The following is a 24,799-nucleotide window of genomic DNA, read 5'->3' as shown; positions in this document are numbered from 1 at the left end:
GATCGCCAATCCGCACCATTTGGGCAATTCACCGCCACCGCACATCGCCTGTGCGCGGCCCCCGGATCACCTTGCCGCTGTTGGGTGGCGCCTCACCCCGCGATGATCGCCTTCACCCGCGCGGTGAAATCCTCGCCCCGCTTCTCGAAGTTCGGATACTGGTCGAAGCTTGCCGCCGCCGGGGCCAGCAGCACGGTCTCGCCCGGCTGCGCCTCGGCCGCCGCCCGCGCTACCGCGCGCTCCATCGTCTCGCAGATCTCGTGCGGCGTCTGGCCGATCTGCAACGCGAACTCGCGCGCCGAATGGCCGATCAGGTAGGCCTTCACCACCGAGTCAAGGAACGGCACCAGCCCGCCGATGCCGCCCTCCTTGCCCAGTCCCCCGGCGATCCAGCGGATCTTCGGGAACGCCTGCAAGGCCTTCGCCGCGCTGTCGACGTTGGTCGCCTTGCTGTCGTTGACGAACCGTACCCCGCCCCGCTCGCCCACCAGCTGGCTGCGGTGCGGCAAGCCTTCAAACGAGTGGAACGCCTGCTCGATCACCTTCGGCGCCACCCCGAACGTCCGCAGCACCGCATAGGCGGCGCAGGCGTTCTGGTGGTTGTGCGCGCCCGGCAACCCCTTCACCTCGCGCAGATCGACCGAGGCGACCTGCTTGCCGCGCCGCCACTCCGCCAGAAACCCCTTGCGCGCAAAGACCGACCAGCCCGCCTCGTCCAGCTTCTGGCCGGACGACACCCGGATCACCCGGTCATCGCCGATGCCTTCCGAAAGCTGGTTGGCCAGATACCGCCCCTCCACCTCGTCCACCCCGATCACCGCGCGGTCCGGCCCGCCCTCGGCGAACAGCCGCCGCTTGGCCGCGAAATAGCCGCCGATACCGCCGTGCCGGTCCAGATGATCGGGCGACAGGTTGGTGAACACCGCCACATCCGGCGTCAGCGCGCGGGCAAGGTCGGTCTGGTAGGACGACAGTTCCAGCACCACCACCTCGCCATCCTGCGCCGGGTCCAGATCGAACACTCCGCGCCCGATGTTGCCGCCCACCTGCGTCGGCCGCCCCGCGACCTCCAGAATGTGGTGGATCAGCGCCGTCGTGGTCGATTTTCCGTTCGACCCGGTCACCGCCACGACCTTCGGCACCTGCTCGAACTGGTCCCAGTCGGCCGTCGCCCAGGACCGGAAGAACAACCCGATGTCATTGTCCACCGGCACCCCAAGCTCCAGCGCGCGCGCGATCACCTTGTGCGGCGCGGGGTAAAGATGCGGGATGCCGGGCGACACCACCAGCGCCGCCACGCCCTCGAGCGCGCGATCCCGCGTCAGGTCGGTCAGCCGCAGCCCCGCCACCTCGGCCTTGGCGCGCGCCTCGGGGCTGTCATCCCACAGCAGCGCCTCGGCCCCGCCCGCCGCCAGCGCCCGCGCGGTGGCCAGCCCCGAGCGGCCCAGCCCCAGCACGGCAACCTTGCGCCCCTCGTAGCCCTGCATCGGAATCATGTGTCACCCTCCCGCTTGTCGGCGGTCACAGTGCCCCGCCCCCGCCGCCTTCCGCAAGCGGCGGGCGTCGGTTCGGCGTCGGTGCTTTTTCGGTGCTTTTTCGGCGCCCCGATTTTCTGGCAACCGAAATGGCTTGCCGCCAAACCGCGGGGTCGGCGCCGCGCCCCCATTTTCGGTCTGCAAATATCCCACGGGGGTCCGGGGGTGTGAAACCCCCGGCTTTCGCCGGGCCGGGCCCGGCGCCAACCCCGTTCACCGCAACTTCAAGGTCGCCAGCCCGATCAACGCGAGGATCAGCGAGATGATCCAGAACCGGATCACGATCTGCGGTTCGGCCCAGCCCTTCTTCTCGAAGTGATGGTGGATCGGCGCCATCAGGAACACCCGCTTGCCGGTCCGCTTGAAGTAAAGCACCTGGATGATCACGCTCATCGCCTCGACCACGAACAGCCCGCCGACGATCGCCAGCACGATCTCGTGCTTGATCGCCACCGAGATCACCCCCAGCGCGCCGCCCAGGGCCAGCGACCCGGTATCGCCCATGAACACCGCCGCCGGTGGCGCGTTGTACCACAGGAACCCCAGCCCGCCGCCGATCAGGGCGGACACGAAGATCAGCAACTCGCCGGTGCCCGGCACGAAGTGCAGGTCCAGATAGCCCGCATAGTTGTAGTTCCCGACCACATAGGCGATCACCCCCAGTGTGGCCGCCGCGATCATCACCGGCATGATCGCCAGCCCGTCGAGCCCGTCGGTCAGGTTCACCGCATTGGCGGCGCCGACGATCACGATCATGGCGAAGGGAATGTAGAAAAACCCCATATGGATCAAGACGTTCTTCAGGAACGGCACGGCCAGCGTGTTGGTGAATTCGGTCGGCTGCGCATGCGTCGCCACATAGCCCGCAATCGCCGCGATCAGGAGACCCAGCAGGAACCGCACCCGGCTCGACACGCCCTTGGTGTTCTGCTTGGTCACCTTCTTCCAGTCGTCGGCAAAGCCGATCAGCCCGAAGCCCAGCGTCACGAACAGCGTCAGCCAGACATAGACGTTGTCCAACCGCGCCCAGAGCAGCGTCGAGACGAGGAGCGCGCCCAGGATCAGCACGCCCCCCATCGTCGGCGTGCCCGCCTTGACGAAATGGGTCTGCGGCCCGTCCTCGCGGATCGGCTGGCCCTTCTTCTGGCGCGCGCGCAGGAAGTCGATCAGCGGCCGCCCGAAAACGAAGCCGAAGATCAGCGCCGTGAAGAACGCCCCGCCCGACCGGAAGGTGATGTAGCGGAACAGGTTCAAGATCCCGCCGCCCTCGGACAACTGGCTCAGCCAATACAGCATCTATTCCGTCCTCCGGCGTGCGGTAGCGGCCGCTTGCCCCAAATTGCGCAGGGCGTCAACCACGCGGCTGACCTTGATCCCCTTCGAGCCTTTCACGAGCACGACATCGCCCGCATCGACCAGATGGCGCGCCTCGGCCACCATCTCGGCGCCGGTGTCGGTCCAGAGCCCGCGCTGGCGCCGCGGCAAGACCTCCCACAGCGCCCGCATCCGGGGGCCAACACAATGAATCTGCGCTATTTTCGGCAGCGCCGGATGGGCCGCAATGGCGCGGTGCAAAGCCAGCTCGTCGGGCCCAAGCTCCAGCATGTCGCCCAGAATGGCGATGCGCCGACCCTCGGCGACGCGCCCGACGCCATGCGTCGGCTCGGCCCCGCCCAGCACGTCAAGCGCCGCCGCCATCGAGGCCGGGTTGGCGTTGAAGGCGTCGTCGATCAGATCGAAGGCCACCGTCTCGTTGACGAGATCGAGCACGATCCGCTCGCGTGCGCCACGCCCCTCGGGCGGCCGCCAATGGCCGATGTCGATCGCCGCCAGCCCGAGGTCGAGCCCCAGCGCCTCGGCCACCGCCAGCACACCCAGCGCGTTCATCGCGAAGTGCCGCCCGGCCGAGCCGATCTTGAACAGCAGCGCCCGGCCTGCCGCCTCGGCCTGCACCACGGTGGTGTCGCGCGTCACCTGCACCTCGCGCAGGCGAAAATCGGCCGTCGCCGCGGCGCCGAAGGTGATGATCCGGGCGCCCGCGGCCTCGGCGGCGGCGATCAGGATCGGCGTGGTGGCCAAGTCGGCGTTCAGCACGGCCACCCCGCCGGGTTCAAGCCCGGCGATGACGGCAGCCTTTTCCCGTGCGATCCCGTCAATGCTTTCAAACGCTTCAAGGTGGGCGGCGGCAACTGTCGTGATCATCGCCACGTGCGGGCGCGCCAGCCGTGCCAGCGGCGCGATCTCGCCGGGATGGTTCATGCCGATCTCGATCACCGCGTATTCGGCGGAAACCGGCATCCGCGCCAGCGTCAGCGGCACGCCCCAGTGGTTGTTGTAGCTCGCCTCGGCGGCGTGAACGCGGCCCTGCCCGCCCAGCACGGCGCGCAGCATCTCTTTCGTCGAAGTCTTGCCGACCGACCCGGTGACGGCCACCACCCTCGCCTTGCAGCGGGCACGGGCCGCCGCGCCAAGCACGCCAAGGGCGGCCAGCACGTCCGGCACGATCAAGAGCGGCGCATCGGCGGCCACGCCCTCGGGGATGCGCGAAACCAGCGCGGCGGCGGCCCCCATCGCCAGCGCCTGCGCCACGAAGTCGTGGCCATCGCGCACGTCCTTCAACGCCACGAACAGGTCGCCCTCGTCCAGCGTGCGGGTGTCGATCGAGACGCCGGACACCGCGAACGCCCGCGTCGCCCGGCCCCCCGTCGCGGCGGCGGCTTCGGCCGAGGTCCAGAGCGCGGTCATGCCCGGCCCCCGTCCAGCGCCGCCACGGCAAGGCTCGCCTGTTCCACGTCATCGAACGGATAGACCGTGCCGCCCACCGTCTGCCCGCTTTCATGGCCCTTGCCCGCGATCAGCAGCGCATCGCCCGGCCCCAGCGCCGCGATGCCGCGCAGGATCGCCTCGGCCCGGTCGCCCACCTCTTGCGCGCCCGGACAGGCGGCCAGAATCGCGGCGCGGATGCTGACGGGGTCTTCGCTGCGGGGGTTGTCATCGGTGACGATCTGCACATCGGCATGGGCCGCCGCCGCCGCACCCATCAGCGGGCGCTTGGTCCGGTCGCGGTCGCCGCCCGCGCCGAAGACGATGACCAGCCGCCCCAGCACATGCGGGCGCAGCGCCGTCAGCGCGGTTTCCACCGCGTCGGGGGTATGGGCATAATCGACGAACACCGCCGCCCCGTTGGCGCGGGTTGCGGCCAGTTGCATCCGGCCGCGCACGGTCGTCAACCGGCCAAGCACGCCGAACACATCCGCCGGAGGGCTGCCCGAGGCGATGGCAAGGCCCGTGGCGGCCAGCACATTTTCGGCCTGAAACCCTCCGATCAGGGCCAACCGCACTTGCCGGACTTGTCCTTTCCAGACAAATCGCAGCTCTTGCCCCTGCGCGTCGAAGCGCTGGCCAAGGATGCGCAGGTCGCAGCCCTCGGCGTGGCCGACGCTGAGCACGTTTTGCCCCCGCGCCCGCGCCAAAGCGGCAAATTCCGCCCCTTTCGGGTCGTTCAAATTCACCACGGCGGTGCCGTCATCCGGCAGAACGCGGGTGAAAAGACCAGCCTTTGCAGCGAAGTACGCGGCGAAGGTCTTGTGATAGTCAAGGTGGTCCTGGGTGAAGTTGGTGAACCCCGCCGCCTTCAGCCGCACCCCGTCCAGCCGACGTTGGTCCAACCCGTGCGATGACGCCTCCATCGCGGCATGGGTCACGCCCGCCGCCGCCGCTTCGGCCAGCGCGCGATGCAGCGTGATCGGGTCGGGCGTGGTGTGATGCAGCGGCGCCTCCCACGCGCCCTCGATGCCCGTCGTGCCGACGTTGATCGCGGCATGGCCGAGCGCCGACCAGATTTGCCGGGTGAAGGTGGCGACCGAGGTCTTGCCGTTGGTGCCGGTGACGGCGACCATCGTGGCGGGTTGTGCGCCGAACCACAGCGCCGCCGCCTGCGCCAGCGCCGCGCGCGGCTCTTCGACCACCACCAGCGCGGCGTTAGACCCGGCCAGCGCCTGCGCCGCCAGCCCGGCCCCCTCGGGATCGGTCAGCACGGCCACCGCCCCGCGCTCCAGCGCCGCCGCGATATGGGCCGCGCCATGCACCGTGCTGCCCGGCAGCGCGGCGAACAGCATCCCGGCGCGCACCTCGCGGCTGTCGACGGCAAGGCCCGTCACCCCGACCTCGCGCCCGCCCCGCGCGGTCAGGCCAAGCGCCGCCAGCGTCAGTCGCCGCGCCTCGCCCGTGCTGTCGTTACGATGTTCCAAGCGCCACCCACCTCGTCAGTTGCGCGCGAGTGTTATCGCATTCTGCGGATCGGGCACAATCTCGGGGCGCAGGCCCAGCAGCGGCGCGTCGCGGCGGATGATCTCGGCCGCAACCGGCACCGCCGTGTAGCCCGCGGTGCGCCGGGGGTCTTTGCCGGTGTTGTCAGAGGGTTCATCCAGCGTGACGATCAGCACGTATTTCGGATCATGGGCCGGAAACACCGATGCGAAGGTCGAGATCACCTTGTCGTTGGAATAGCCACCCTTCGGGTCGGGCTTGTCGGCGGTGCCGGTCTTGCCGCCCACGTCGTAGCCCTTGACGTCGCCGTAGGACGCGGTGCCGCTGGTGACGACGTAGCGCAGCATGGTGCGCAGCTTGTCCGATGTCGCCGCCGAGATGACGCGGGGGCCGGTCTTGGGCGCATCGGTCTTGATCAGCGTCGGGTAGACCCGAATGCCGCCGTTCAGCATCGAGGCGTAAGCCGTGCACAGATGCAGCGGCGAGACCGAGATGCCGTGGCCGTAGGCGATGGTCATCGTCGAGAGGTCCGACCAGTTCGCCGGAAACTGCGGCCGCACCCCCGGCGCCTCGACCAGTTCCACCGGCGACGGGTCAAGCAATCCCAGCGCTTTCAGGAACGGCTTCTGCTTGTCCCCCCCGAACAGCGTGGCGATCCGGGCCGCACCGATGTTGGAGCTTTCGCGGATCACGTCCGACACGGAAAGCTTGTCGCCGTAATTGTGGAAGTCGTGGATCTTGAACTTGCCCCAGATCAGCGGACCCCGGGTGTCGATGATCGTCTGCGGCGTGATCAGCCCGAGGTCGAGCGCCTGCCCCACGTCGAAGACCTTGAAGGTCGATCCGAGTTCGTAAAGCCCCTGCACCGCGCGGTTGAACAGCGGGCTGTCGGCCGCGTCGCCCTTGACCAGCGGTGCCGGGCGGTCGTTCGGGTCGAAGTCGGGCAACGAGACCATCGACAGAATCTCGCCGGTGTGGGCATCCATCAGGATCGCCGCCGCGCCCTTGGCGTTCATCATGTGCATCCCGGCGTCGAGCACTTCGCGCGTTGCCGCCTGCACGGTGAGGTCGATCGACAGTTGCAGCGGTTGCCCGGCGTTGGCGGGATCGCGCAGCCAGGTGTCGTATTGCTTCTCGACCCCCGCGACGCCGATCACCTCCGCGGAATCGACGCCCTCGCGGCCAAAGCCCGCACCGCCAAGGATATGCGCGGCCAGCCGCCCGTTGGGATAAAGCCGCATCTCGCGCGGGCCGAACAGCAGGCCGGGGTCGCCGATGTCGTGCACCGCCTGCATCTGCTCGGGCGAGAGGGTCTTCTTGATCCAGACGAAGGTGCGATCGCCGGAAAAGTCCTTCACCAGCCGCGTCTCGTCGAGGTCGGGGAATATCTTCACCAGCGACTTTGCGACCTTGGCCGGATCGATCATGTCGTGCGGCTGGGCGTAAAGCGAATAGGTGGCCAGGTTGGTGGCCAGCACTCGGCCGTTGCGGTCGACGATATCGGCGCGCTGCGCGGTGATCGAGGGGCCGGACGACGCAACCTGCGGCTCGCTGGGCGGCGAGGCGGCCATCAGTCCCATCCGCGCGCCCACCAGCGTGAACGCCGCGAAGAAGAACAGCCCCAGCATCAACAGCCGCCCCTCGGCCTGATCGCGTGAACTGTCGCGCATCTCCTCGTGCCGCAGGCGGATGTTTTCGCGCTCGATCGCGTCGGGGTTCTCGCCCTTGGCACGGGCGGTGAGAATACGGGCCAGCGGGCGCAGCGGAGTCCGGATCATGGCGTCATCCCCATCTGCACGGGCGTCTGCACGGGCACCTGCACGGGCTTCTGCGCCCCCTTTTGCGGCGCCTTTTGCGGCGCCTTCGGCGGGGTTTTCACCGTCGCCGAGGTTTCGACCGTATTGGTGATCGTCAGCGGCGCGTCGGCCGCCACCGGTTGCGGCAGCGCGATCCCCGCGATGTCGCCGAACTGCTCGGGCGTCATCGGCAACAGATCGAGCTTGTCGAAGTTCAGCATCGCCAACTCGCGCAGCCGCGTCGGGCGGTTCTCGTAGGCCCATTCGGCCTGCTGCATCCCCAACGCCTCGTGCAATTGGCCGATTTCGCGTTGGAGGCTCGCGACCTCTTTGAGCGAGTCCTGCGTGGCGTAGTTCTGCCGGTAGGCCCAGAACGCGAGGCCCATCACGGCCAGCGCAGAAAGGACATAGAGCAGTGGGCGCATGTCAGGGCCGTCCTTTCGGGTCGAGCACGGGCAGGCCGATGGCAGAGCGGTCCACAGCCCCGGCCGGAGCCTCGGTCCGCTCTGCGGCGCGCAGTTTGGCAGACCGGGCGCGCGGGTTGCGCGCCATTTCATCGGCATCCGGCGCCACCGCCTGCCGGGTCAGCAGGCGGAACTGCGCATCCGTCACAGGCTTTTCGGGGGCATAGCGGTTGGCATTCGCCTCGCGCCCCGAGCGGAGTTGCAGGAACCGCTTGACGATGCGGTCCTCCAGCGAGTGGAACGTCACCACCGCCAGCCGCCCGCCCGGCTTCAGTGCGCGTTCGGCGGCCTCCAGCCCGTTCACCAGTTCGTCGAACTCGGCGTTCACCGCGATACGGATCGCCTGAAAGCTGCGGGTGGCGGGGTGGCTCTGGCCCGGCTTCGGGCGCGGCAGGCAGCCCGCGACGATCTCGGCCAGTTGCAGCGTGGTGACGATCGGCACCACCTTGCGCGCCGCCCCGATGGCGCGCGCGATGCGGCGCGAGGCGCGTTCCTCGCCGTAGTTGTAAAGGATGTCGGCCAGCATCGCCTCCGATGCGCCATTGACCAGCTCGGCGGCGGTCGGGCCGGACTGGCTCATCCGCATGTCAAGAGGGCCGTCGCGCAGGAACGAGAACCCGCGTTCCGGTCGGTCAAGCTGCATCGACGACACGCCAAGATCGAGCACGACCCCGTCAAGCTGTTCGCCCGCCAGCGTGTCGAGGTTGGAAAACGTGCCTTCCACCAGCCGCAACCGGTCGCCGTAAGCCCCGGCCCAGTCGGCGGCCATCTCGAAGGCCAGCGGGTCGCGGTCGATGCCGATCACCGTCGTCGCGCCCGCTTCCAGCAGTCCGCGCGCATAGCCGCCCGCGCCGAAGGTGCCATCGAGCCAGACCCCGGAAACCGGTGCCACGACCGCCAGCAAGGGGCCGAGCAGGGCCGGAACGTGGGGGGCGGAGGGGTCGATGGGGTGCGCCGCGACCGCCATCACAGCCCTCCGAAGGGTGCGTCGATCACGCTGAGCGGGTCGAAGTCGTCGCCCTGCGCGGCCAGGTAGGCATCGGTCGGCGCGGCGCGGCGCGCGTGATAGGGCGCGGGCGGCCAGATTTCGAAGCGGTTGCCCTTGGCGACGAACACCGCATCCTCGACCAGCCCGATCATGTCGCGCCGGTTCTGCGGCAGCACGATCCGGCCCGCGTCATCGACCGAGAATTCCTCGACCCGGGAATAGTAAAGATCGACCAGCATGTTCTTGTGCGGATGGTTCGAGGGCAGCGCGTCGATCCGGTTGTGCAACTCGTCGAGCGACTGCACCGAGAAGCCTTCAAGATAAGGGCGGTCCGGATGGCCGTGGGCGATGCAAAGGGTGGCCTTTCCGGTGGACGGAAAATCGGGATCATCCGCTTCAAGCACCCTGCGGAACTTGAACGGAATCGAGACCCGGCCCTTTGGGTCCACCTTTCCGGGATGTATTCCGAGAAACCTGCGCGTCACGCGACCGCGCTCCTTGCCACCGTCTGTCTCGTTTGCCGACGCTGGAATTGAAAACGGCGGTCGAGCTGCTGCCATTGCTCGAACCGCCGCCCTCTTCCCATCGCTGGGTATGACCGGCTGCGCGTGCCACCTGGGGGGATGTCTGCTCGCCCGCGCGCCGGATCTTTTCCGTATCGATGTGGGTGGGGGCCCGTATGAACCTGCCTCACGCTTGGGGTCTTGCCGCCCCTGTTCTGCCCGTCCTCATCTTGCATTCTTGATGACATGGAATTTCATGCCTGGCAAAGGGATTTTATCCCACTTGATACCAATTGTTGTTTTGAACCAGACGTGGTTGCAAGATTTTGTGGCCAAGGGATCAATCCCTAGCGGAATGCGCGACAGCCGATACCAGATTTGGAGGCCGCGGCCGGATGGCGCTGGTGGGATGAAATCCCGGAGTTTCAGCCTGTCGCGCCGCCCAGCCGGGAAATCAGCGGAAATCGAGGGCCATGGGCGGCAAGCGCGGCCGAATCACGGCCCTTCACAGGCAAGTGATTCGGTCCGTGAGGCAAGAAACCGCCCCGGCGACCGAGTGGCGTCTTGCATCACAGAGAACCCGACAGAAAGAACGCTGTCCGAACGGGATCAGGCCATGCCGCCCGACACCAGTCGCTGGGCGATCCTGGCATAGGCCTCGGCGATCGGACCGTCGCCGGTGGCGATCGGAACCCCCGCATCACCCGCGACGCGCACGTCGATATTGAGCGGAATCTCCCCCAGCAGCGGCACGCCGAGTTTCCTGGCCTCGGCCGCAACGCCGCCGTGGCCGAAGATATGCTCTTCATGGCCGCAGTTCGGGCAGATGTAGGACGACATGTTCTCGATCAGCCCGAGGATCGGCGTCTTCAGCGTCTGGAACATGTTGATCGCCTTGCGGGCGTCCAGCAGAGCGATGTCCTGCGGGGTCGAGACGATGATCGCCCCGGTCACCTGCGTGCGCTGGCCCAGCGTCAGTTGCACGTCGCCGGTGCCGGGCGGCAGGTCGATGATCAGCACGTCCAGCTTGCCCCAGGCGACCTGGGTCAGCAGTTGCTGCAGCGCGCCCATCAGCATCGGGCCGCGCCAGATCACCGCCTGATCCTCTTTCAGCAAGAGGCCGAGCGACATCATCGTCACGCCATGCGCGACCGGCGGAATGATCGTCTTGCCGTCCGGCGCCTCGGGTCGGGTCGTCACCCCCATCATGCGCGGCTGCGAGGGGCCGTAGATGTCGGCATCCAGCAGGCCGACGCGGCGGCCCTGCCGGGCCAGCGCCACGGCGAGGTTCGAGGCCACCGTGGACTTGCCCACCCCGCCCTTGCCCGAGGCGATCGCCAGGATGCGGTCCACCCCCGTCACGCGCTGCGGCCCGCCCTCCTGCGGCGTCGCGTGGCCACCGATCTTCAGTTGCGGCGGTGGTTGCTGTGGCGCCTTTTGCGCCGGGCCATGCGCGGTCAGGATCACGCTGGCCGCGGTGACGCCGGGCATCCGGCGCACCAGATCCTCGGCCGCCTTCGCGATCGGGTCGAGCTTGCGCGCCGTATCCGGGTCGGGTGCCTCGATCACGAATCGCACCGCGCCGCCGTCGATCATCAGCGCCCGCACCATGTCGTGCGACACCAGATCGCCGCCGCCCGGCAACGTCAGACGCCTCAGTTCGGCCAGCACGGCCTCGCGCGTCACAGACATGGCTTTCTCCTTCGCCCACTCCGGCGGCATACCATGTCGTGTTTCGGGCGGAGCGCAAGACCCGCTTGACCAAACGATCAAGGATTGGGCAAGGTGGTGAATTCCGCTGAATAATAGGTCAGCACAGGTTATGCATTTGCCGCATGGCAGCGTTGACCATTTGGTCCATTGTGCAGATGCAGCATCGGGGTATGTTAGCGACAACAGCAGACGGACACCGTCCGCAGCAGAAACGACCGAGGCATATGAAATGGCATATCTGAACACCACCACCCGCGCCGCAGGCTTCGGCCTTCGTGACCGTGTCACCGCACTGGTGCGCGTCTACAGCGAAGGCGCCGCGCGCCGCCGGGTCTACCGTCAGACGGTGGCGGAACTGAGCGTCCTGTCGGACCGGGAACTGACCGACCTTGGCATTCACCGCGCCCTGATCCGGCGCGTGGCCATCGAAGCGGCGAACGCCAAGTAAGAATTCGATCTGGAAGGCCCTCTCCTCCTCCCTGGGTCTTCTTTATCTGGCGGCGGCATCTTCCTCCTCCCTGATGTCGCCGCCCTTTTCTTCCGGGTCCGGGCCGCAAGGTCCGACCCACCCGAGACGCGAAAGGCCCAACCTCCTCCCTGGGCCGGTCGTGACCAGGCGGCGGCGCTCCTCCTCCTCCCTGAGCGTCGCCGCCGCATCTACCCGGGGTTTTGCCCCGTTTCTGACGAAAGGCCCTCTCCTCCTCCCTGGGCTGATCGTAACTTTGCGGCGGCGCCCCTCCTCCTCCCTGGGCGTCGCCGTTTTTCATTTCAGCCCCCGACTTGTTGCCCGGCAGCGGCCCGGCTAGCGTCCCGCAGGGTATCCCGGGGTGCGTGCAGTGCGGTTTTCGGCAATTTCGGCGGCGGGCGTCGCGGCGCTGGTGGGCTACGGCAGCACGATCGCGCTGATCCTCTCGGCGGCCTCGTCCGTTGGCGCCGACCCGGCGCAAACGGCCAGCTGGGTGCTGGCGATCTGCCTTGTCACGGCAATCGGCACCGCCGCGCTCTGCCTCTGGACCCGGATTCCGGTGATCCTCGCGTGGTCCACGCCGGGTGCCGCGCTGATCGCGGCCTCGCACGGGCTGACGATGCCCGAGGCCGTCGGGGCCTTCCTGCTGACCGCCGCACTGATCGTGCTGACCGGCCTGATCCGTCCGTTCGGGCGGCTGATCGGGGCGCTACCCTCGGCGCTGGCGGCGGGCATGCTCGCGGGCGTTCTGCTGCCATTCTGCCTTGCGGTGCCGACCAACGCGGCGGCGCGGCCCGCGCTCCTGCTGCCAGTGGTCGCGGTGTTCGCGCTGGTGCGGCTGGTCAATCCCGCCTATGCGGTGCTTGCCGCATTGGCGACCGGTGTGGCGCTGACCTTCGGCGCGGGCGTTCCGTTGCCCCAGGTGGCGGCCGCCCTGCCCGCCCTGCATCTCACCCTGCCGGAATGGAGCGCAGGCGCGCTGATCGGCCTTGGGCTGCCGCTTTACCTTGTCACCATGGCCTCGCAGAACCTGCCGGGGTTCGCGGTGTTGCAGGGCGCGGGCTATGCCCCGCCGGTGCGCAAGGCGCTGACTGTCACGGGCGGGCTTTCGGCGCTGGGCGCCCTGTTCGGCGCGCATACCCTGAACATGGCCGCGATCACCGCCGCGATCTGTCTGGGCGAGGATGTCGACCCCGATCCGCGGCGGCGCTGGCGGGTGGGCCTCGCCTACGCCGGGTGGTGGACGCTGCTGGGGGTATTCGGGCCGGTGATTCTGGCGGGCATTCACGCCGTGCCGCCCACGCTGATCGCCACCATTGCGGGGCTGGCGCTGATCAACCCGATGCTGGGCGCGGTCGGGTTGGCCTTCGCCGACCCGGCGCGGCGGTTCAGTGCGGCGGCCACAATGATCGTTGCCGCCTCGGGCGTCAGCGCGCTGGGAATCGGCGGCGCGTTCTGGGGGCTGATCGCGGGCCTGACGTTGCACATGGGCGATCTGCTGGCGGCGCGGCTGAGGCGTTAGAACGGGATGTCGTCGGCGCGGTCGGCGGGCACCACGAAGCGGGCCACGATCTTCTTCGGCCCGGCCTTGTCGAAGTCCACGTCGAGCTTGTCACCCTCGATTCCGGTGACGGTGCCATAGCCGAACTTGGTGTGGAACACCCGGTCGCCCGTCGTGAAGGCCGACACCGCCTGAAGGTCGATCACCGGGGCCCGGCTCTCGCGCGGCTGGCTGACCGGCCGGGTTGCCGCGCGGTCCTGCAACCGCTTCCAGCCCGGCGAGTTGTAGACATCGGCGCGGGCCGCGCGCTGCTCGATGCTGGACGCCATGCCCACCGCGCCGTAGCCGCCGCCGTAAAGGCCGGGCGGCGTCAGCACCTCGACATGCTCCTCGGGCAGTTCGTCGATGAACCGCGAGGGCAGCGCCGATTGCCACTGGCCATAGACCCGCCGGTTCGCGGCGAAGGAAATCGTGCAGACCCGTTCCGCCCGCGTGATGCCGACGTAGGCCAGCCGCCGTTCCTCCTCCAGCCCCTTCAGCCCGCTTTCGTCCATGCTGCGCTGGCTGGGGAACAGCCCGTCCTCCCAGCCCGGCAGGAAGACGGCGGGGAATTCGAGGCCCTTGGCGGCGTGCAGGGTCATGATGGTAACCTTGGCGCCCTGTTCCTCGGTGTCGTTGTCCATGATCAGCGCGACGTGTTCGAGGAAGCCCTGCAGGTTCTCGAACTGCTCCAGCGCCTTGACCAGTTCCTTCAGGTTCTCCAGCCGCCCCGGCGCCTCGGGCGTCTTGTCCTGCTGCCACATCGCGGTGTAGCCGGACTCCTCCAGGATCGCCTCGGCGAGCTCGATATGGTTGTGCCCGGTGCGCAGCGTGACGGCGTGCCAGCGGGCGATGCCGTCGAGCAGCGCGCGCAACTGCCCGGCGCCCTTGCCGGTGATGCCGCCATCCGCCAGCAGGATGCGCGCGCCCTCGAACAGGGTGGTTCCGTGCTGGCGGGCGGCCATCTGCATCGTCTGCTGCGCCTTGTCGCCCAGACCGCGCTTGGGGGTGTTCACCACTCGCTCGAAGGCCAGATCGTCGTCGGGGCTGACGGCGAGGCGGAAGTAGGCCATCGCGTCGCGAATCTCGAGGCGTTCGTAGAACCGTGGCCCGCCGATCACGCGGTAGGGCAGGCCGATGGTCAGGAACCGATCCTCGAACGCCCGCATCTGGTGGCTGGCGCGCACCAGAATCGCCATGCCGTCGAGCGAGATGGGTTCGACGCCGCGCGGCCCCCTGGCCAGCCGCTCGACCTCCTCGCCGATCCAGCGCGCCTCTTCCTCGCCGTCCCAGTGGCCGATCAGGCGGACCTTCTCGCCCTCGTGCAGGTCGGTCCACAGCGTCTTGCCCAGCCGCCCGGCATTGGCCGCGATCACGCCCGAAGCGGCGCCGAGGATGTGCGGGGTGGACCGGTAGTTCTGTTCCAGCCGGATCACCTGCGCGCCGGGAAAATCCTTCTCGAAGCGCAGGATGTTGCCCACCTCGGCGCCGCGCCAGCCATAGATCGACTGGTCATCGTCACCGACGCAGCAGATGTTGCGGTGCTGTTGCGCCAAGAGCCGCAGCCAGAGGTACTGGGCGACGTTGGTATCCTGATATTCGTCCACCAGGATGTAGCGCAGCCAGCGCTGATACTGTGCCAGCACGTCGGGGTGGGCCTGAAAGATCGTGACCATGTGCAACAGAAGGTCGCCGAAATCGGTCGCGTTCAGGGTGCGCAGCCGATCCTGATAGGCGGCATAAAGCTCGGTGCCGCGGTTGTTGAAGGCGGCGGATTCGGACGACGGCACCTTCTCCGGCGTCCAGGCGCGGTTCTTCCACTGGTCGATGATCCCGGCCAGTTGCCGCGCGGGCCAGCGCTTTTCGTCGATGTCGGCGGCGGCGATCACCTGCTTCATCAGCCGGATCTGGTCGTCGGTATCCAGAATGGTGAACGACGACTTCAGCCCGACCAGTTCGGCGTGCCGCCGCAGCATCTTCACCGAGATCGAGTGGAAGGTGCCCATCCAGGGCATCCCCTCCACCGTGGCGCCCAGCAGCATCCCGACCCGATCCTTCATCGCGCGGGCGGCCTTGTTGGTGAAGGTCACGGCAAGGATTTCGTTCGGCCGCGCCCGCCCGGTGGTCAGCAGATGCGCGATGCGCGCGGTCAGCGCCTTGGTCTTGCCGGTGCCCGCGCCCGCCAGCATCAGCACCGGGCCATCCAGCGCCTCCACCGCCGCGCGCTGCGCGGGGTTGAGGCCGTCCAGATAGGGCGCCGGGCGCGCGGCCATCGCGCGCGCGGACAGCGGCACATGGGCAGCGGCCTCGAAGGCGTCGTGTTCGTCATGGCTGTTCATGGGTGGCAATCTATCGCGGTTCCGCTGCGAGTTAAAGAATTGTTCTCAGATTGTTCGCGCGATTCCCGGCCCGGCACCGGCCGCGATTGAAATCCGGGCGCAACGGTCGTAGCATGCCGCAGACCGGCCGCAGATTATCCGCCGGGACGTCATTCCTGAAATCGCGGACTTTCCGAAATTTGTTGGGAGACAGCCATGATTACCCTGGCGCAGCCGTCCATGGCGCTGAATGCCGAAAAGAACACCGGCCCCGACTACAAGATGTGGAACTCGTGGAAGGTGGCGACCGACACCGAAGCGGGCCACATCCTCGGCTGGACGCGCTGCGTTGCCGACTCGGCGCCCGGCGGCAGGCTCAAGGCCGTCGTGTTCAACAGCCACGGCGATACCGCCTATATCGGCATCGGCAGGGGAATCTGGTTCCAGGAGCTTCCGCTGTTTTCGCAACTCGCGGGGAAGGTCGACGAAATCTACATCGTGGCCTGCAGCGTGGTCAGCTTCACCGGCCCCAACCGCTATGGCAAACCGGACGGCAACCTGTTTTGCAGCGCGATGGCGAAACTCAGCGGTGCCAAGGTCTACGCCTCGAACGCCCCGCAGCACCCGCCGCTGTTCGGCGATGTCCCCTATGGCAAGATCGACGGGTTCGAGGGCCAGGTCTGGTGCTGGTCGCCCGTTGACGGGTCCAACACGCTGACAAACCTCTGATCCGCTCCAAGGCTGGACGGCGTGCGGTCGGCCCCGGATCGCACAGCCGTGCTCGCAGTGTTCCCAACCTTTCCGGCGCGCGCGATCACCAACCGGCGGTGCCGCTGTCGCCGCGCCGCCGCGCGTCGCAAAACTTTCACGCCCGCGATCGGAGCCTCTTGCGCTGCACCGCAGCACCCCTAGAGTGAGCCGGTCTTTTCGACCATTCCGCGGGGGAAACGCATGGCCGGCTTTCGCAAGATCCTGATTGCCAACCGGGGCGAGATCGCCATCCGCGTGATGCGCGCCGCCAACGAACTGGGCAAGAAGACTGTCGCCGTCTACGCCGAGGAGGACAAGCTCAGCCTCCACCGCTTCAAGGCCGACGAGGCCTACCGGATCGGCGAGGGGCTGGGTCCGGTGGCCGCCTACTTGAGCATCCCCGAAATCATCCGGGTCGCCAAGATGTCGGGCGCGGATGCGATCCATCCGGGCTATGGCCTGCTGTCGGAAAACCCCGATTTCGTCGAGGCGGTGACAGCCGCCGGGCTGACCTTCATCGGGCCGCGCGCCGACACCATGCGCGCCCTTGGCGACAAGGCCAGCGCGCGGCGGGTGGCGATCAAGGCCGGGGTGCCGGTGATCCCGGCCACAGAGGTGCTGGGCGATGACATGGCCGAGGTGCACCGGATGGCCGACGCAGTCGGTTATCCCTTGATGCTGAAGGCCAGTTGGGGCGGCGGCGGGCGCGGGATGCGGCCGATCAACGGCCCCGACGAACTCGCCGACAAGGTGCGCGAGGGTCGCCGCGAGGCTGAGGCCGCTTTCGGCAACGGCGAGGGTTATCTGGAAAAGATGATCCTGCGCGCCCGCCACGTCGAAGTGCAGCTGATGGGCGACGCCTATGGCAACCTCTACCATCTTTATGAACGCGATTGCACCGTGCAGCGCCGCAACCAGAAGGTGGTCGAACGCGCGCCCGCGCCCTACCTGACCGAGGCGCAGCGGGCCGAGGTCTGCGCGCTTGGCCTCAAGATCGGCAATGCCGTCGGCTACCAGAACGCGGGAACGGTCGAGTTCCTGATGGATATGGACGACGAGAAGTTCTACTTCATCGAGGTCAACCCGCGCGTTCAGGTCGAACACACCGTCACCGAACAGGTGACGGGCATCGACATCGTGCGGGCGCAAATCCTGATTGCCGAGGGCAAGACGGTGGCCGAGGCGACCGGCGTGCCCGACCAATCCGGCGTGCGACTTTACGGCCACGCGCTGCAATGCCGCGTGACGACGGAAGACCCACAGAACAACTTCATCCCCGACTACGGCCGCATCAACACCTACCGCTCGGCCACCGGCATGGGGATCCGGCTGGACGGTGGCACCGCCTATTCCGGGTCGGTCATCACGCGCTACTACGACTCGCTGCTGGTGAAGGTCACCGCCTGGGCGCAGACGCCCGAACAGGCGATCGCCCGGATGGACCGTGCGCTGCGCGAGTTCCGCATCCGGGGCGTGTCGACCAACATCGCCTTCGTCGAGAACCTGCTGAAACACCCGACGTTCCTGAACGACACCTACACGACCAAGTTCATCGACACGACACCGGCGCTCTTCACCTTCAAGAAGCGCCGCGACCGGGCGACCAAGATCCTGACCTACATCGCCGACATCACCGTGAACGGCCACCCCGAGACAGCGGGCCGCGCGAAGCCGCACGCCGAGGCGAAGGCGCCCAAGCCGCCTGCATTGACCACGGAAACCCCAGCCTACGGCACCCGCAACCTGCTGGAGCAGAAGGGGCCGCAGGCGGTTGCCGACTGGATGGCCGCGCAGACCAAGCTCTTGCTGACCGACACCACGATGCGCGACGGCCACCAATCGCTGCTCGCCACCCGGATGCGGTCGATCGACATGATCCACGCGACGCCCGCCTATGCCGCCAACCTGCCGGGGCTGTTCTCGGTCGAATGCTGGGGCGGCGCCACCTTTGATGTGGCCTACCGCTTCTTGCAGGAATGCCCTTGGCAGCGCCTGCGCGACATCCGCGAACGGCTGCCCAACGTGATGACGCAGATGCTGCTGCGCGCCTCCAACGGCGTCGGCTACACCAACTACCCCGACAACGTGGTGCAGGCTTTCGTGGCGCAGGCCGCCAGGACCGGCGTCGATGTGTTCCGCGTCTTCGACAGCCTGAACTGGGTCGAGAACATGCGCGTCGCGATGGACGCGGTAATCGAGGCGAACAAGGTCTGCGAGGGCTCGATCTGCTACACCGGCGACCTGCTTGATCCCAACCGCGCGAAATACGACCTGAAGTATTACGTCAGCATGGGCAAGGAATTGCGGGCCGCGGGCGCCCACGTCCTGGGGCTGAAGGATATGGCGGGGCTTTTGAAGCCCGCCGCCGCGAAAGTGCTGATCAAGGCGCTGAAGGAAGAGATCGGGCTGCCGATCCATTTCCACACCCATGACACCTCGGGCATCGCGGGCGCCACGATCCTGGCCGCCGCCGACGCCGGAGTCGATGCGGTGGATGCGGCGATGGATGCCTTCTCGGGCGGCACCTCGCAGCCTTGCCTCGGCTCCATCGTCGAGGCGCTGCGCAACACGCCGCGCGATACCGGGCTGGACATCGGCGCGATCCGGCGGCTGTCGAACTACTGGGAACAGGTGCGCGGGCAATACGCGGCGTTTGAAAGCGGCCTGCCCGCCCCGGCGTCCGAGGTTTACCTGCACGAAATGCCGGGCGGCCAGTTCACCAACCTCAAGGCGCAGGCCCGTTCGCTTGGGCTGGAGGAACGCTGGCACGAGGTCGCGCAGACCTATGCCGACGTCAACCGCATGTTCGGTGACATCGTCAAGGTCACGCCCTCGTCCAAGGTGGTGGGCGACATGGCGCTGATGATGGTGGCGCAGAACCTGACCCGCGCGCAGGTCGAAGACCCGGCGGTCGAGGTCGCCTTCCCCGACTCGGTGGTGGACATGCTGCGCGGCAACCTCGGCCAGCCGCCGGGGGGCTGGCCCGCCGCCATTCAGGCCAAGGTGCTGAAGGGCGAGGGGCCGCTAACCGACCGCCCCGGCAAGCATCTTGCCCCGGTCGATCTGGAAGCGGTGCGGGCGCAGGTGTCGAACGATCTTCTGGGCTTCCGGGTCGATGATGAAGACCTGAACGGCTACCTGATGTATCCCAAGGTCTTCCTCGACTACATGGGTCGCCACAGAACCTACGGCCCGGTGCGCACCCTGCCGACCCGCACCTTCTTCTACGGCATGGCGCCGGGCGAAGAGATCGCGATCGAGATCGACCCCGGCAAGACGCTGGAGGTGCGGTTGCAGGCGATCGGCGAGACCGGCGAGGATGGCGAGGTCAAGCTGTTCTTCGAACTGAACGGCCAGCCCCGCGTGATCCGGGTGCCGAACCGCCTGATCAAGGCGCAGACCGCCGCCAAGCCCAAGGCGCAGGACGGCAACCCGGCCCATGTCGGCGCGCCAATGCCGGGCGTGATCGCCTCGGTCGGGGTGACGGCGGGGCAGAAGGTGGCGGCGGGCGATCTCTTGCTGACCATCGAGGCGATGAAGATGGAAACCGGCATCCACGCCGACCGCGAAGCGGTGGTGAAGGCGGTGCTGGTGCATCCCGGCGCGCAGGTCGACGCCAAGGATCTGCTGGTCGAGTTCGAGTAGGCGCGTTAGCCCTTCGTTAGCATCCCTGACCCTAATCTTGCCACGGGGGCACGAGGGGTAAAGACATGACCGCTGATCTTCAGCGCGTGCTCGAAGGGTTCGTGATCGAACATGTGGTAGTCGAGCTTGGCACGATCCGCGCCGCGCTTGATGCGATGGTCCCCGCCGCGACCGGCCCCGAAACCGGTCTGCTGGCGGCGCGTCTGGCCGCGCTGGAGGGCAAGGCGCGCCAGATCTGCGAGATGATCGCCCGCGCGGCGGTGGCAGAGGCCGCAGGGCCACCACCCCTGTTCCAGCGCCGCCGCGCCTGAGTCCCCATCACGCCGCCCGACGCCCACGCCAGACATCGGCGCCGATCAGCGCCACCAGATCGGCCCCGCGTGCCGCATCCAGCGCCGGGAAGAACGACGGGGCCGCATCGGCCGGGCAATGGATCAGCATCCCGGAATTGACGAAAACCACCTCCTCTTCGTCAAACAGCAGGCTGAACAGGGCCGCGGGCGACCGTGCGGCCTTCCAGCCGATGCCGCGGTGGCCCACCAGTGCCGCGGCGGGCACCAGCGTCAGCGGGTTGCCGAGGAGGACCGCGGCTTCGGGCGTGTCAAGCAACACCGCCTGATCGCGCGTCAAAAGCAGGTCGGCACAGGCGTTCAGCACCCCGCCGGGCACCCGCACCAGCGCCTTCGGGCCAAGCGGCAGACCGCGCCGCGCGACCCGGCGGATCGCCCGCAGGCCGCCGTCGAAGGTCTGCACCCGGTCGCCGGGCACCAGCGTCTCGACGGCGCGCCAGCCGGCGGCGGTTTCGATCAGACTGCCGGTGGTCAGCCCCGCCGCCTGCCGCAGCGGCGGCAGAACGTTCAGGACGGCGCGGTCGGCGTTGGCGAAGGCGGAAGTGCTGGGCATGAACATGGCGGTTCCTCTCTGTGATTTCGGGCTGCGGCCCGTTGCGATACGCCCAATCGGCACCTGAAATTTGCCATTATCTTGACATACTTGCGGCCATACCTCGGCAATGGCCACGATCCGGCAACAGTTGCCCGCCGTTGGCGCGACTTCAGAAAAGGTCGCCGCGCTTTATCCTTGCGCTAACCATGCTCCGCCGCGCGACAATTCGGCCCGACTCCCTCCCGCTTGGGCAATGCAGCCCCTACATTCCCCGAACGCCGGGCACGTCGCCCGATTCGGAGGTGCTGATGCTTGCCTTGCTGACCGACCCGGCCGTCTGGCTGTCCTTTTTCACCCTGACGGTGCTCGAGATCGTGCTCGGCGTCGACAACGTCATCTTCATTTCGATTGCAGCCTCCAAACTGCCGCGCGACCGGCGGGCAAAGGCACGCTTTCTGGGCCTCGTCGGCGCGCTGGTGTTGCGGGTCGGGCTGTTGTTCTCGATCACCTGGATCATGTCGATGGGCCAACCCTTCCTTACCGTTCAGGGCTTCGGCCTGACCTGGCGTGACGTGATCCTGATCATTGGCGGCCTTTTCCTGATATGGAAGGCCACCACCGAGATCTTTTCGGAAATGGAGGGCGATGGGCACGAACCCCATGCCGAGGGCCGTGGCACCTTCTGGGCCACCATCCTTCAAATCATGGTGCTGGACCTCGTCTTCTCGCTCGACAGCGTGATCACGGCGGTGGGGATCGCCGACCATCTGGAGGTGATGATCGCCGCCGTCGTGATCGCGATCCTGGTGATGATGGTCGCGTCCGAGCCGATCGCGAATTTCATCGAGGGCCACCCCTCGACCAAGATGCTGGCGCTGGCGTTCCTGGTGATGGTCGGCATGGCGCTGACGGCCGACGGCGCGCACTATCACATCGACCGTGGCTTCATCTATGCCGCGATGATCTTCGCGGGCGGGGTCGAAACGCTGAACCTCGTGCGGCAGAAGCGGGGTCGCCGATGAATTCGCCGCGGCCGCATTTTTTCCCTTGCAGCCGCCGCGTGGAGACCATAAATCACCGCTCACCCAAGGACGCGGGCGTAGCTCAGGGGTAGAGCATAACCTTGCCAAGGTTAGGGTCGAGGGTTCGAATCCCTTCGCCCGCTCCAACAAAACAAAAGGGCACCGGTTTCGGTGCCCTTTTGTTTTGGCCGCGGCCCGCACGCCGGGCCGCGCCAGCGACCGGTCAGAAATGGAACCGTTCGGTCGCCCATTTCGCGAAGGGCAGGCCCCAGTTCGGCACCCTGCCACCCGAGCGGAAGAACAGTTCCTTGTAGGCGATCTTCTGGGCATAGGGGACGTGCCCCATCTCCAGCACCTGCGTGTCGCCGCCGAACCACGAATTCGAGTGAATGTAGAATGCCTTGCCATCGCCCATGTCGCCGATGCAGATCACCTCGGGCATCCAGGGCTTGTCGGCCTCCTCGGCCGTCATGCGGCCCACGTCCTTGGCGATCTGGCGCCCCACCACGTCGCATTCCTGATGGCCGATGGCGCCGAGTTTCGGCACCGTGATCGCCGCCGCGTCGCCGCAGGCGAAGACATGCGGGAACCCGGGCGCACGCATCGTCATGTCGGTAATGATGAAGCCGACCTCGTCGCTGATCGGCAGGCCCCTGAGGAAGGCGTGCGGCTTCCAGTTCGGAAAGATGATCTTCAGATCGGCGGCGATGCTCTCGCCATTGGCAAAGTCGATGCCATCCCTGGTCAGGCGGGTGATGTCCTGCATCTTGTTGCGATAGGTGAACCCCATCCCGGCCGCCGCTTCCAAGAGCTTGCCCACCACCTTTTCGCCCGCATCCTCGGCGATCAGCGCGCCGGGTGTGAACAGCGTGATGTCCTTCGGCCCGCCCTTCTTGTGCGCCACCATCCAGCTTGCCAGCGACAGCGCCACCTCGACCGGCGGCCCCTCGCAGGCGGCCATCGCGGTGGGCAGCCAGGCGGGGCGGCCCTTGGTTCCTTGCGTGAACTTCGCCGATCCCACCGCCACCGGCCCACCCTTGAACGCATCGCTTTCCAGATGCTGGCGCAGGCGGTTGGCGTGGAAGGCATCCGAAACGGTATGGCCGAATTCGGCAAAGCCCTCGATATCGGCATAGGCCAGTTCGGCCCCCAGCGCGATCACCAGGTAATCGTAGTCCAACTGATAGACCGGGGCCCCGGCCCGCTCGCTGGGCCGCACAGCCACCTTCGACGCGGCAAGGTCGATGCCTTCCACCGCCGCCTGAACGAAACGGATGTCGTCGCGCGCCAGCGTATCCATCAGCGGCATGTGCATGGTGACGGCCGGGTCGCGGCCTTCGAAGATTTCCAGCGGGATGTTGGGGATGTAATCGAGATAGGCCTTGCGATCGACGCAGGTGATGGTGACGGCGTCGCCCGCATACTCCCGGATCTTCTGCGCGGCGCCGAGACCCGCGAAATTGCCGCCGAGAACAAGCACACTGGGAACGGACATGGGTTTCCTTTCGGGCAGGCGAACCCTGCCGGTGCAACAGACGTGGGCATTCCGCACCGCAAAACCTAGCAAATGGCCATCACGATCGCCGTGATCCCCGGCGGGTGCGGCGCGGCCAAGCCCCTTTCCCTATCCGCACCCAGCGCCTATAACCCGCGCCGAAGACCGCGAGGGAGGCGCCCATGCGCACGGCCGAGATCACCCGCACCACCGCCGAGACCGACATCCGCGTGGCGGTGAACCTCGACGGCTCGGGGGTTTACGACAACCAGACCGGCGTCGGGTTCTTCGACCACATGCTGGACCAGTTGGCCCGCCACTCGCTGATCGACATGACGATCCGGGCCAAGGGCGACCTGCACATCGACGACCACCACACGGTCGAGGATGTCGGCATCGCGCTGGGTCAGGCCTTGGCGCAGGCGCTGGCCGACAAACGCGGCATCCGCCGCTACGGGTCGTGCCTCTTGCCGATGGATGATGCGCTGGTGCGCGCGGCGCTCGACCTGTCGGCGCGGCCCTACCTCGTGTGGAACGTGACCTTCCCCACAGCCAGGATCGGCAGCTTCGACACCGAACTGGTGCGCGAGTTCTTTCAGGGCTTCGCGACCCATGGCGGCATCACGCTGCATGTCGATGCGCTGCACGGGATCAACAGCCACCACATCGCCGAGGCCGCGTTCAAGGCGGTCGCCCGCGCTCTGCGCGACGCGGTCGAGACCGACCCGCGCAAGGCCGACGCGATCCCGTCAACCAAAGGCGCGCTTTAAGTGCTGACGGTTCTGGTCGACTACGAGTCGGGCAATCTGCACTCGGCCGAAAAGGCGTTTCAGCGGATGGCCACCGAAACCGGCACGGGCAGCGTGCTGGTCTCGTCCCGCCCCGAGGATGTGGCGCGCGCCGATCGCGTCGTGCTGCCCGGTGACGGCGCCTTTCCGGCCTGCCGCCGCGCGCTGCTGGCGGTGCCGGGCCTGTTCGACGCGATCGACGAGGCGGTGCGCGTGAAGGGACGCCCCTTCCTGGGCATCTGCATCGGCATGCAGATGCTGGCCACGCGCGGGCATGAATACGCAGACACGCCGGGCTTTGGCTGGATCGCGGGCGAGGTGGTGAAGATCACCCCCGCCGACCCGCATCTGAAAGTGCCGCACATGGGCTGGAACGATCTGGTGATCGACCGCCCGCACCCGCTGCTGGACGGCATCATGACCGGCGAGCATGCCTATTTCGTGCACTCCTACCACTTCCGCGTGACCGATCCCGCCGACCGGCTGGCGCATGTGGACTACGCGGGCGACATCACCGCCATCGTCGGGCGCGGCAATGTCGTCGGCACCCAGTTCCACCCGGAAAAGAGCCAGGCCACCGGGCTGCGGCTGATCGCCAACTTCCTGCGCTGGCGGCCCTGAG

Annotated in this window: 20 protein-coding genes and 1 tRNA gene; 9 read left to right on the top strand and 12 right to left on the bottom strand. The window is 67.4% G+C overall.

Features of this window, described 5'->3' with window-relative positions; translation table 11 throughout:
* Window positions 1-92: 92 nt before the first annotated feature.
* The 9 genes from murD to AC11WY_RS00170 all read right to left on the bottom strand — a co-directional run bounded on the left by murD (window position 93) and on the right by AC11WY_RS00170 (window position 11,247).
* Entirely contained in the window at window positions 93-1,496 is a 1,404-nt protein-coding gene (gene murD, locus AC11WY_RS00210; protein WP_482921282.1) for a UDP-N-acetylmuramoyl-L-alanine--D-glutamate ligase, read from the bottom strand.
* A gap of 252 nt (window positions 1,497-1,748) precedes the next feature.
* On the bottom strand, window positions 1,749-2,831 hold the full coding sequence (mraY, locus tag AC11WY_RS00205; protein ID WP_482921280.1) for a phospho-N-acetylmuramoyl-pentapeptide-transferase: 1,083 nt from the start codon (window positions 2,829-2,831) through the stop codon (window positions 1,749-1,751).
* Window positions 2,832-4,280 (bottom strand): UDP-N-acetylmuramoyl-tripeptide--D-alanyl-D-alanine ligase, encoded by a 1,449-nt coding sequence (locus tag AC11WY_RS00200; protein ID WP_482921278.1) that lies wholly within the window; start codon window positions 4,278-4,280, stop codon window positions 2,832-2,834.
* On the bottom strand, window positions 4,277-5,785 hold the full coding sequence (locus AC11WY_RS00195; protein ID WP_482921276.1) for a UDP-N-acetylmuramoyl-L-alanyl-D-glutamate--2,6-diaminopimelate ligase: 1,509 nt from the start codon (window positions 5,783-5,785) through the stop codon (window positions 4,277-4,279). Before AC11WY_RS00195 ends, AC11WY_RS00200 begins: the two co-directional genes overlap by 4 nt.
* A gap of 15 nt (window positions 5,786-5,800) precedes the next feature.
* The gene (locus AC11WY_RS00190) at window positions 5,801-7,582 is read right to left on the bottom strand and encodes a peptidoglycan D,D-transpeptidase FtsI family protein (RefSeq protein WP_482921274.1); all 1,782 of its coding nucleotides are present in this window, start codon (window positions 7,580-7,582) and stop codon (window positions 5,801-5,803) included.
* Window positions 7,579-8,025 (bottom strand): cell division protein FtsL, encoded by a 447-nt coding sequence (ftsL, locus tag AC11WY_RS00185; protein WP_482921272.1) that lies wholly within the window; start codon window positions 8,023-8,025, stop codon window positions 7,579-7,581. The genes AC11WY_RS00190 and ftsL overlap by 4 nt, the downstream gene beginning before the upstream one ends.
* A gap of 1 nt (window position 8,026) precedes the next feature.
* On the bottom strand, window positions 8,027-9,031 hold the full coding sequence (rsmH, locus tag AC11WY_RS00180) for a 16S rRNA (cytosine(1402)-N(4))-methyltransferase RsmH (protein ID WP_482921270.1): 1,005 nt from the start codon (window positions 9,029-9,031) through the stop codon (window positions 8,027-8,029).
* Window positions 9,031-9,537: a division/cell wall cluster transcriptional repressor MraZ gene (locus tag AC11WY_RS00175; protein ID WP_482921268.1), complete on the bottom strand. Its 507-nt coding sequence runs from the start codon at window positions 9,535-9,537 to the stop codon at window positions 9,031-9,033. The genes rsmH and AC11WY_RS00175 overlap by 1 nt, the downstream gene beginning before the upstream one ends.
* A gap of 627 nt (window positions 9,538-10,164) precedes the next feature.
* Window positions 10,165-11,247: an Mrp/NBP35 family ATP-binding protein gene (locus AC11WY_RS00170; protein ID WP_482921266.1), complete on the bottom strand. Its 1,083-nt coding sequence runs from the start codon at window positions 11,245-11,247 to the stop codon at window positions 10,165-10,167.
* 250 nt (window positions 11,248-11,497) lie between these two features.
* Here AC11WY_RS00170 and AC11WY_RS00165 point away from each other — a divergent pair, with 250 nt between their 5' ends.
* Together AC11WY_RS00165 and AC11WY_RS00160 are read left to right on the top strand one after the other, a co-directional pair.
* Entirely contained in the window at window positions 11,498-11,716 is a 219-nt protein-coding gene (locus tag AC11WY_RS00165; protein WP_482921264.1) for a DUF1127 domain-containing protein, read from the top strand.
* 388 nt (window positions 11,717-12,104) lie between these two features.
* On the top strand, window positions 12,105-13,256 hold the full coding sequence (locus tag AC11WY_RS00160) for a benzoate/H(+) symporter BenE family transporter (RefSeq protein ID WP_482921262.1): 1,152 nt from the start codon (window positions 12,105-12,107) through the stop codon (window positions 13,254-13,256).
* Here the strand turns inward: AC11WY_RS00160 and AC11WY_RS00155 are convergent.
* Entirely contained in the window at window positions 13,253-15,613 is a 2,361-nt protein-coding gene (locus AC11WY_RS00155; protein ID WP_482921260.1) for an ATP-dependent helicase, read from the bottom strand. The genes AC11WY_RS00160 and AC11WY_RS00155 overlap by 4 nt on opposite strands.
* Before the next feature lie 195 nt (window positions 15,614-15,808).
* Between AC11WY_RS00155 and AC11WY_RS00150 the strand changes: the two genes are divergently transcribed.
* The 3 genes from AC11WY_RS00150 (at window position 15,809) to AC11WY_RS00140 (ending at window position 20,298) form a co-directional block, all read left to right on the top strand.
* Window positions 15,809-16,321, top strand: coding sequence for a hypothetical protein (locus tag AC11WY_RS00150; RefSeq protein ID WP_482921258.1), 513 nt, complete (start codon window positions 15,809-15,811; stop codon window positions 16,319-16,321).
* A 222-nt stretch (window positions 16,322-16,543) separates the two neighbouring features.
* A complete protein-coding gene (gene pyc / locus AC11WY_RS00145; protein WP_482921256.1) occupies window positions 16,544-19,987 on the top strand; it encodes a pyruvate carboxylase in 3,444 nt (1,147 codons plus the stop codon).
* A 65-nt stretch (window positions 19,988-20,052) separates the two neighbouring features.
* Window positions 20,053-20,298: a hypothetical protein gene (locus AC11WY_RS00140; protein WP_482921254.1), complete on the top strand. Its 246-nt coding sequence runs from the start codon at window positions 20,053-20,055 to the stop codon at window positions 20,296-20,298.
* A 7-nt stretch (window positions 20,299-20,305) separates the two neighbouring features.
* Here the strand turns inward: AC11WY_RS00140 and AC11WY_RS00135 are convergent, their stop codons facing one another.
* Window positions 20,306-20,890 (bottom strand): Hint domain-containing protein, encoded by a 585-nt coding sequence (locus AC11WY_RS00135; RefSeq protein WP_482921252.1) that lies wholly within the window; start codon window positions 20,888-20,890, stop codon window positions 20,306-20,308.
* 290 nt (window positions 20,891-21,180) lie between these two features.
* Here AC11WY_RS00135 and AC11WY_RS00130 point away from each other — a divergent pair, with 290 nt between their 5' ends.
* On the top strand, window positions 21,181-21,894 hold the full coding sequence (locus tag AC11WY_RS00130) for a TerC family protein (RefSeq protein WP_482921250.1): 714 nt from the start codon (window positions 21,181-21,183) through the stop codon (window positions 21,892-21,894).
* 71 nt (window positions 21,895-21,965) lie between these two features.
* A tRNA-Gly gene (locus tag AC11WY_RS00125) sits at window positions 21,966-22,040 on the top strand.
* A 77-nt stretch (window positions 22,041-22,117) separates the two neighbouring features.
* Here AC11WY_RS00125 and AC11WY_RS00120 read toward each other — a convergent pair.
* On the bottom strand, window positions 22,118-23,389 hold the full coding sequence (locus tag AC11WY_RS00120) for an NAD(P)/FAD-dependent oxidoreductase (protein WP_482921248.1): 1,272 nt from the start codon (window positions 23,387-23,389) through the stop codon (window positions 22,118-22,120).
* A 182-nt stretch (window positions 23,390-23,571) separates the two neighbouring features.
* Between AC11WY_RS00120 and hisB the strand changes: the two genes are divergently transcribed.
* A complete protein-coding gene (gene hisB / locus AC11WY_RS00115; protein ID WP_482921246.1) occupies window positions 23,572-24,159 on the top strand; it encodes an imidazoleglycerol-phosphate dehydratase HisB in 588 nt (195 codons plus the stop codon).
* A complete protein-coding gene (hisH, locus tag AC11WY_RS00110) occupies window positions 24,160-24,798 on the top strand; it encodes an imidazole glycerol phosphate synthase subunit HisH (protein WP_482921244.1) in 639 nt (212 codons plus the stop codon).
* Window position 24,799: the final 1 nt, after the last annotated feature.

The sequence above is a fragment of the Solirhodobacter sp. genome (genome assembly GCF_964715405.1).
Note: the sequence above shows the minus strand (reverse complement) of the source record. Positions and strands in the feature narration are given on the sequence as shown.

What these genes read in the sequence shown, in the direction of transcription:
- murD (WP_482921282.1), bottom strand. Translation starts at nt 1,496, where the DNA reads ATGATTCCGATGCAGGGCTACGAGGGGCGCAAGGTTGCCGTGCTGGGG.
- mraY (WP_482921280.1), bottom strand. Translation starts at nt 2,831, where the DNA reads ATGCTGTATTGGCTGAGCCAGTTGTCCGAGGGCGGCGGGATCTTGAAC.
- AC11WY_RS00200 (WP_482921278.1), bottom strand. Translation starts at nt 4,280, where the DNA reads ATGACCGCGCTCTGGACCTCGGCCGAAGCCGCCGCCGCGACGGGGGGC.
- AC11WY_RS00190 (WP_482921274.1), bottom strand. Translation starts at nt 7,582, where the DNA reads ATGATCCGGACTCCGCTGCGCCCGCTGGCCCGTATTCTCACCGCCCGT.
- ftsL (WP_482921272.1), bottom strand. Translation starts at nt 8,025, where the DNA reads ATGCGCCCACTGCTCTATGTCCTTTCTGCGCTGGCCGTGATGGGCCTC.
- rsmH (WP_482921270.1), bottom strand. Translation starts at nt 9,031, where the DNA reads ATGGCGGTCGCGGCGCACCCCATCGACCCCTCCGCCCCCCACGTTCCG.
- AC11WY_RS00170 (WP_482921266.1), bottom strand. Translation starts at nt 11,247, where the DNA reads ATGTCTGTGACGCGCGAGGCCGTGCTGGCCGAACTGAGGCGTCTGACG.
- AC11WY_RS00165 (WP_482921264.1), top strand. Translation starts at nt 11,498, where the DNA reads ATGGCATATCTGAACACCACCACCCGCGCCGCAGGCTTCGGCCTTCGT.
- AC11WY_RS00155 (WP_482921260.1), bottom strand. Translation starts at nt 15,613, where the DNA reads ATGAACAGCCATGACGAACACGACGCCTTCGAGGCCGCTGCCCATGTG.
- AC11WY_RS00150 (WP_482921258.1), top strand. Translation starts at nt 15,809, where the DNA reads ATGATTACCCTGGCGCAGCCGTCCATGGCGCTGAATGCCGAAAAGAAC.
- pyc (WP_482921256.1), top strand. Translation starts at nt 16,544, where the DNA reads ATGGCCGGCTTTCGCAAGATCCTGATTGCCAACCGGGGCGAGATCGCC.
- AC11WY_RS00140 (WP_482921254.1), top strand. Translation starts at nt 20,053, where the DNA reads ATGACCGCTGATCTTCAGCGCGTGCTCGAAGGGTTCGTGATCGAACAT.
- AC11WY_RS00135 (WP_482921252.1), bottom strand. Translation starts at nt 20,890, where the DNA reads ATGCCCAGCACTTCCGCCTTCGCCAACGCCGACCGCGCCGTCCTGAAC.
- AC11WY_RS00130 (WP_482921250.1), top strand. Translation starts at nt 21,181, where the DNA reads ATGCTTGCCTTGCTGACCGACCCGGCCGTCTGGCTGTCCTTTTTCACC.
- AC11WY_RS00120 (WP_482921248.1), bottom strand. Translation starts at nt 23,389, where the DNA reads ATGTCCGTTCCCAGTGTGCTTGTTCTCGGCGGCAATTTCGCGGGTCTC.
- hisB (WP_482921246.1), top strand. Translation starts at nt 23,572, where the DNA reads ATGCGCACGGCCGAGATCACCCGCACCACCGCCGAGACCGACATCCGC.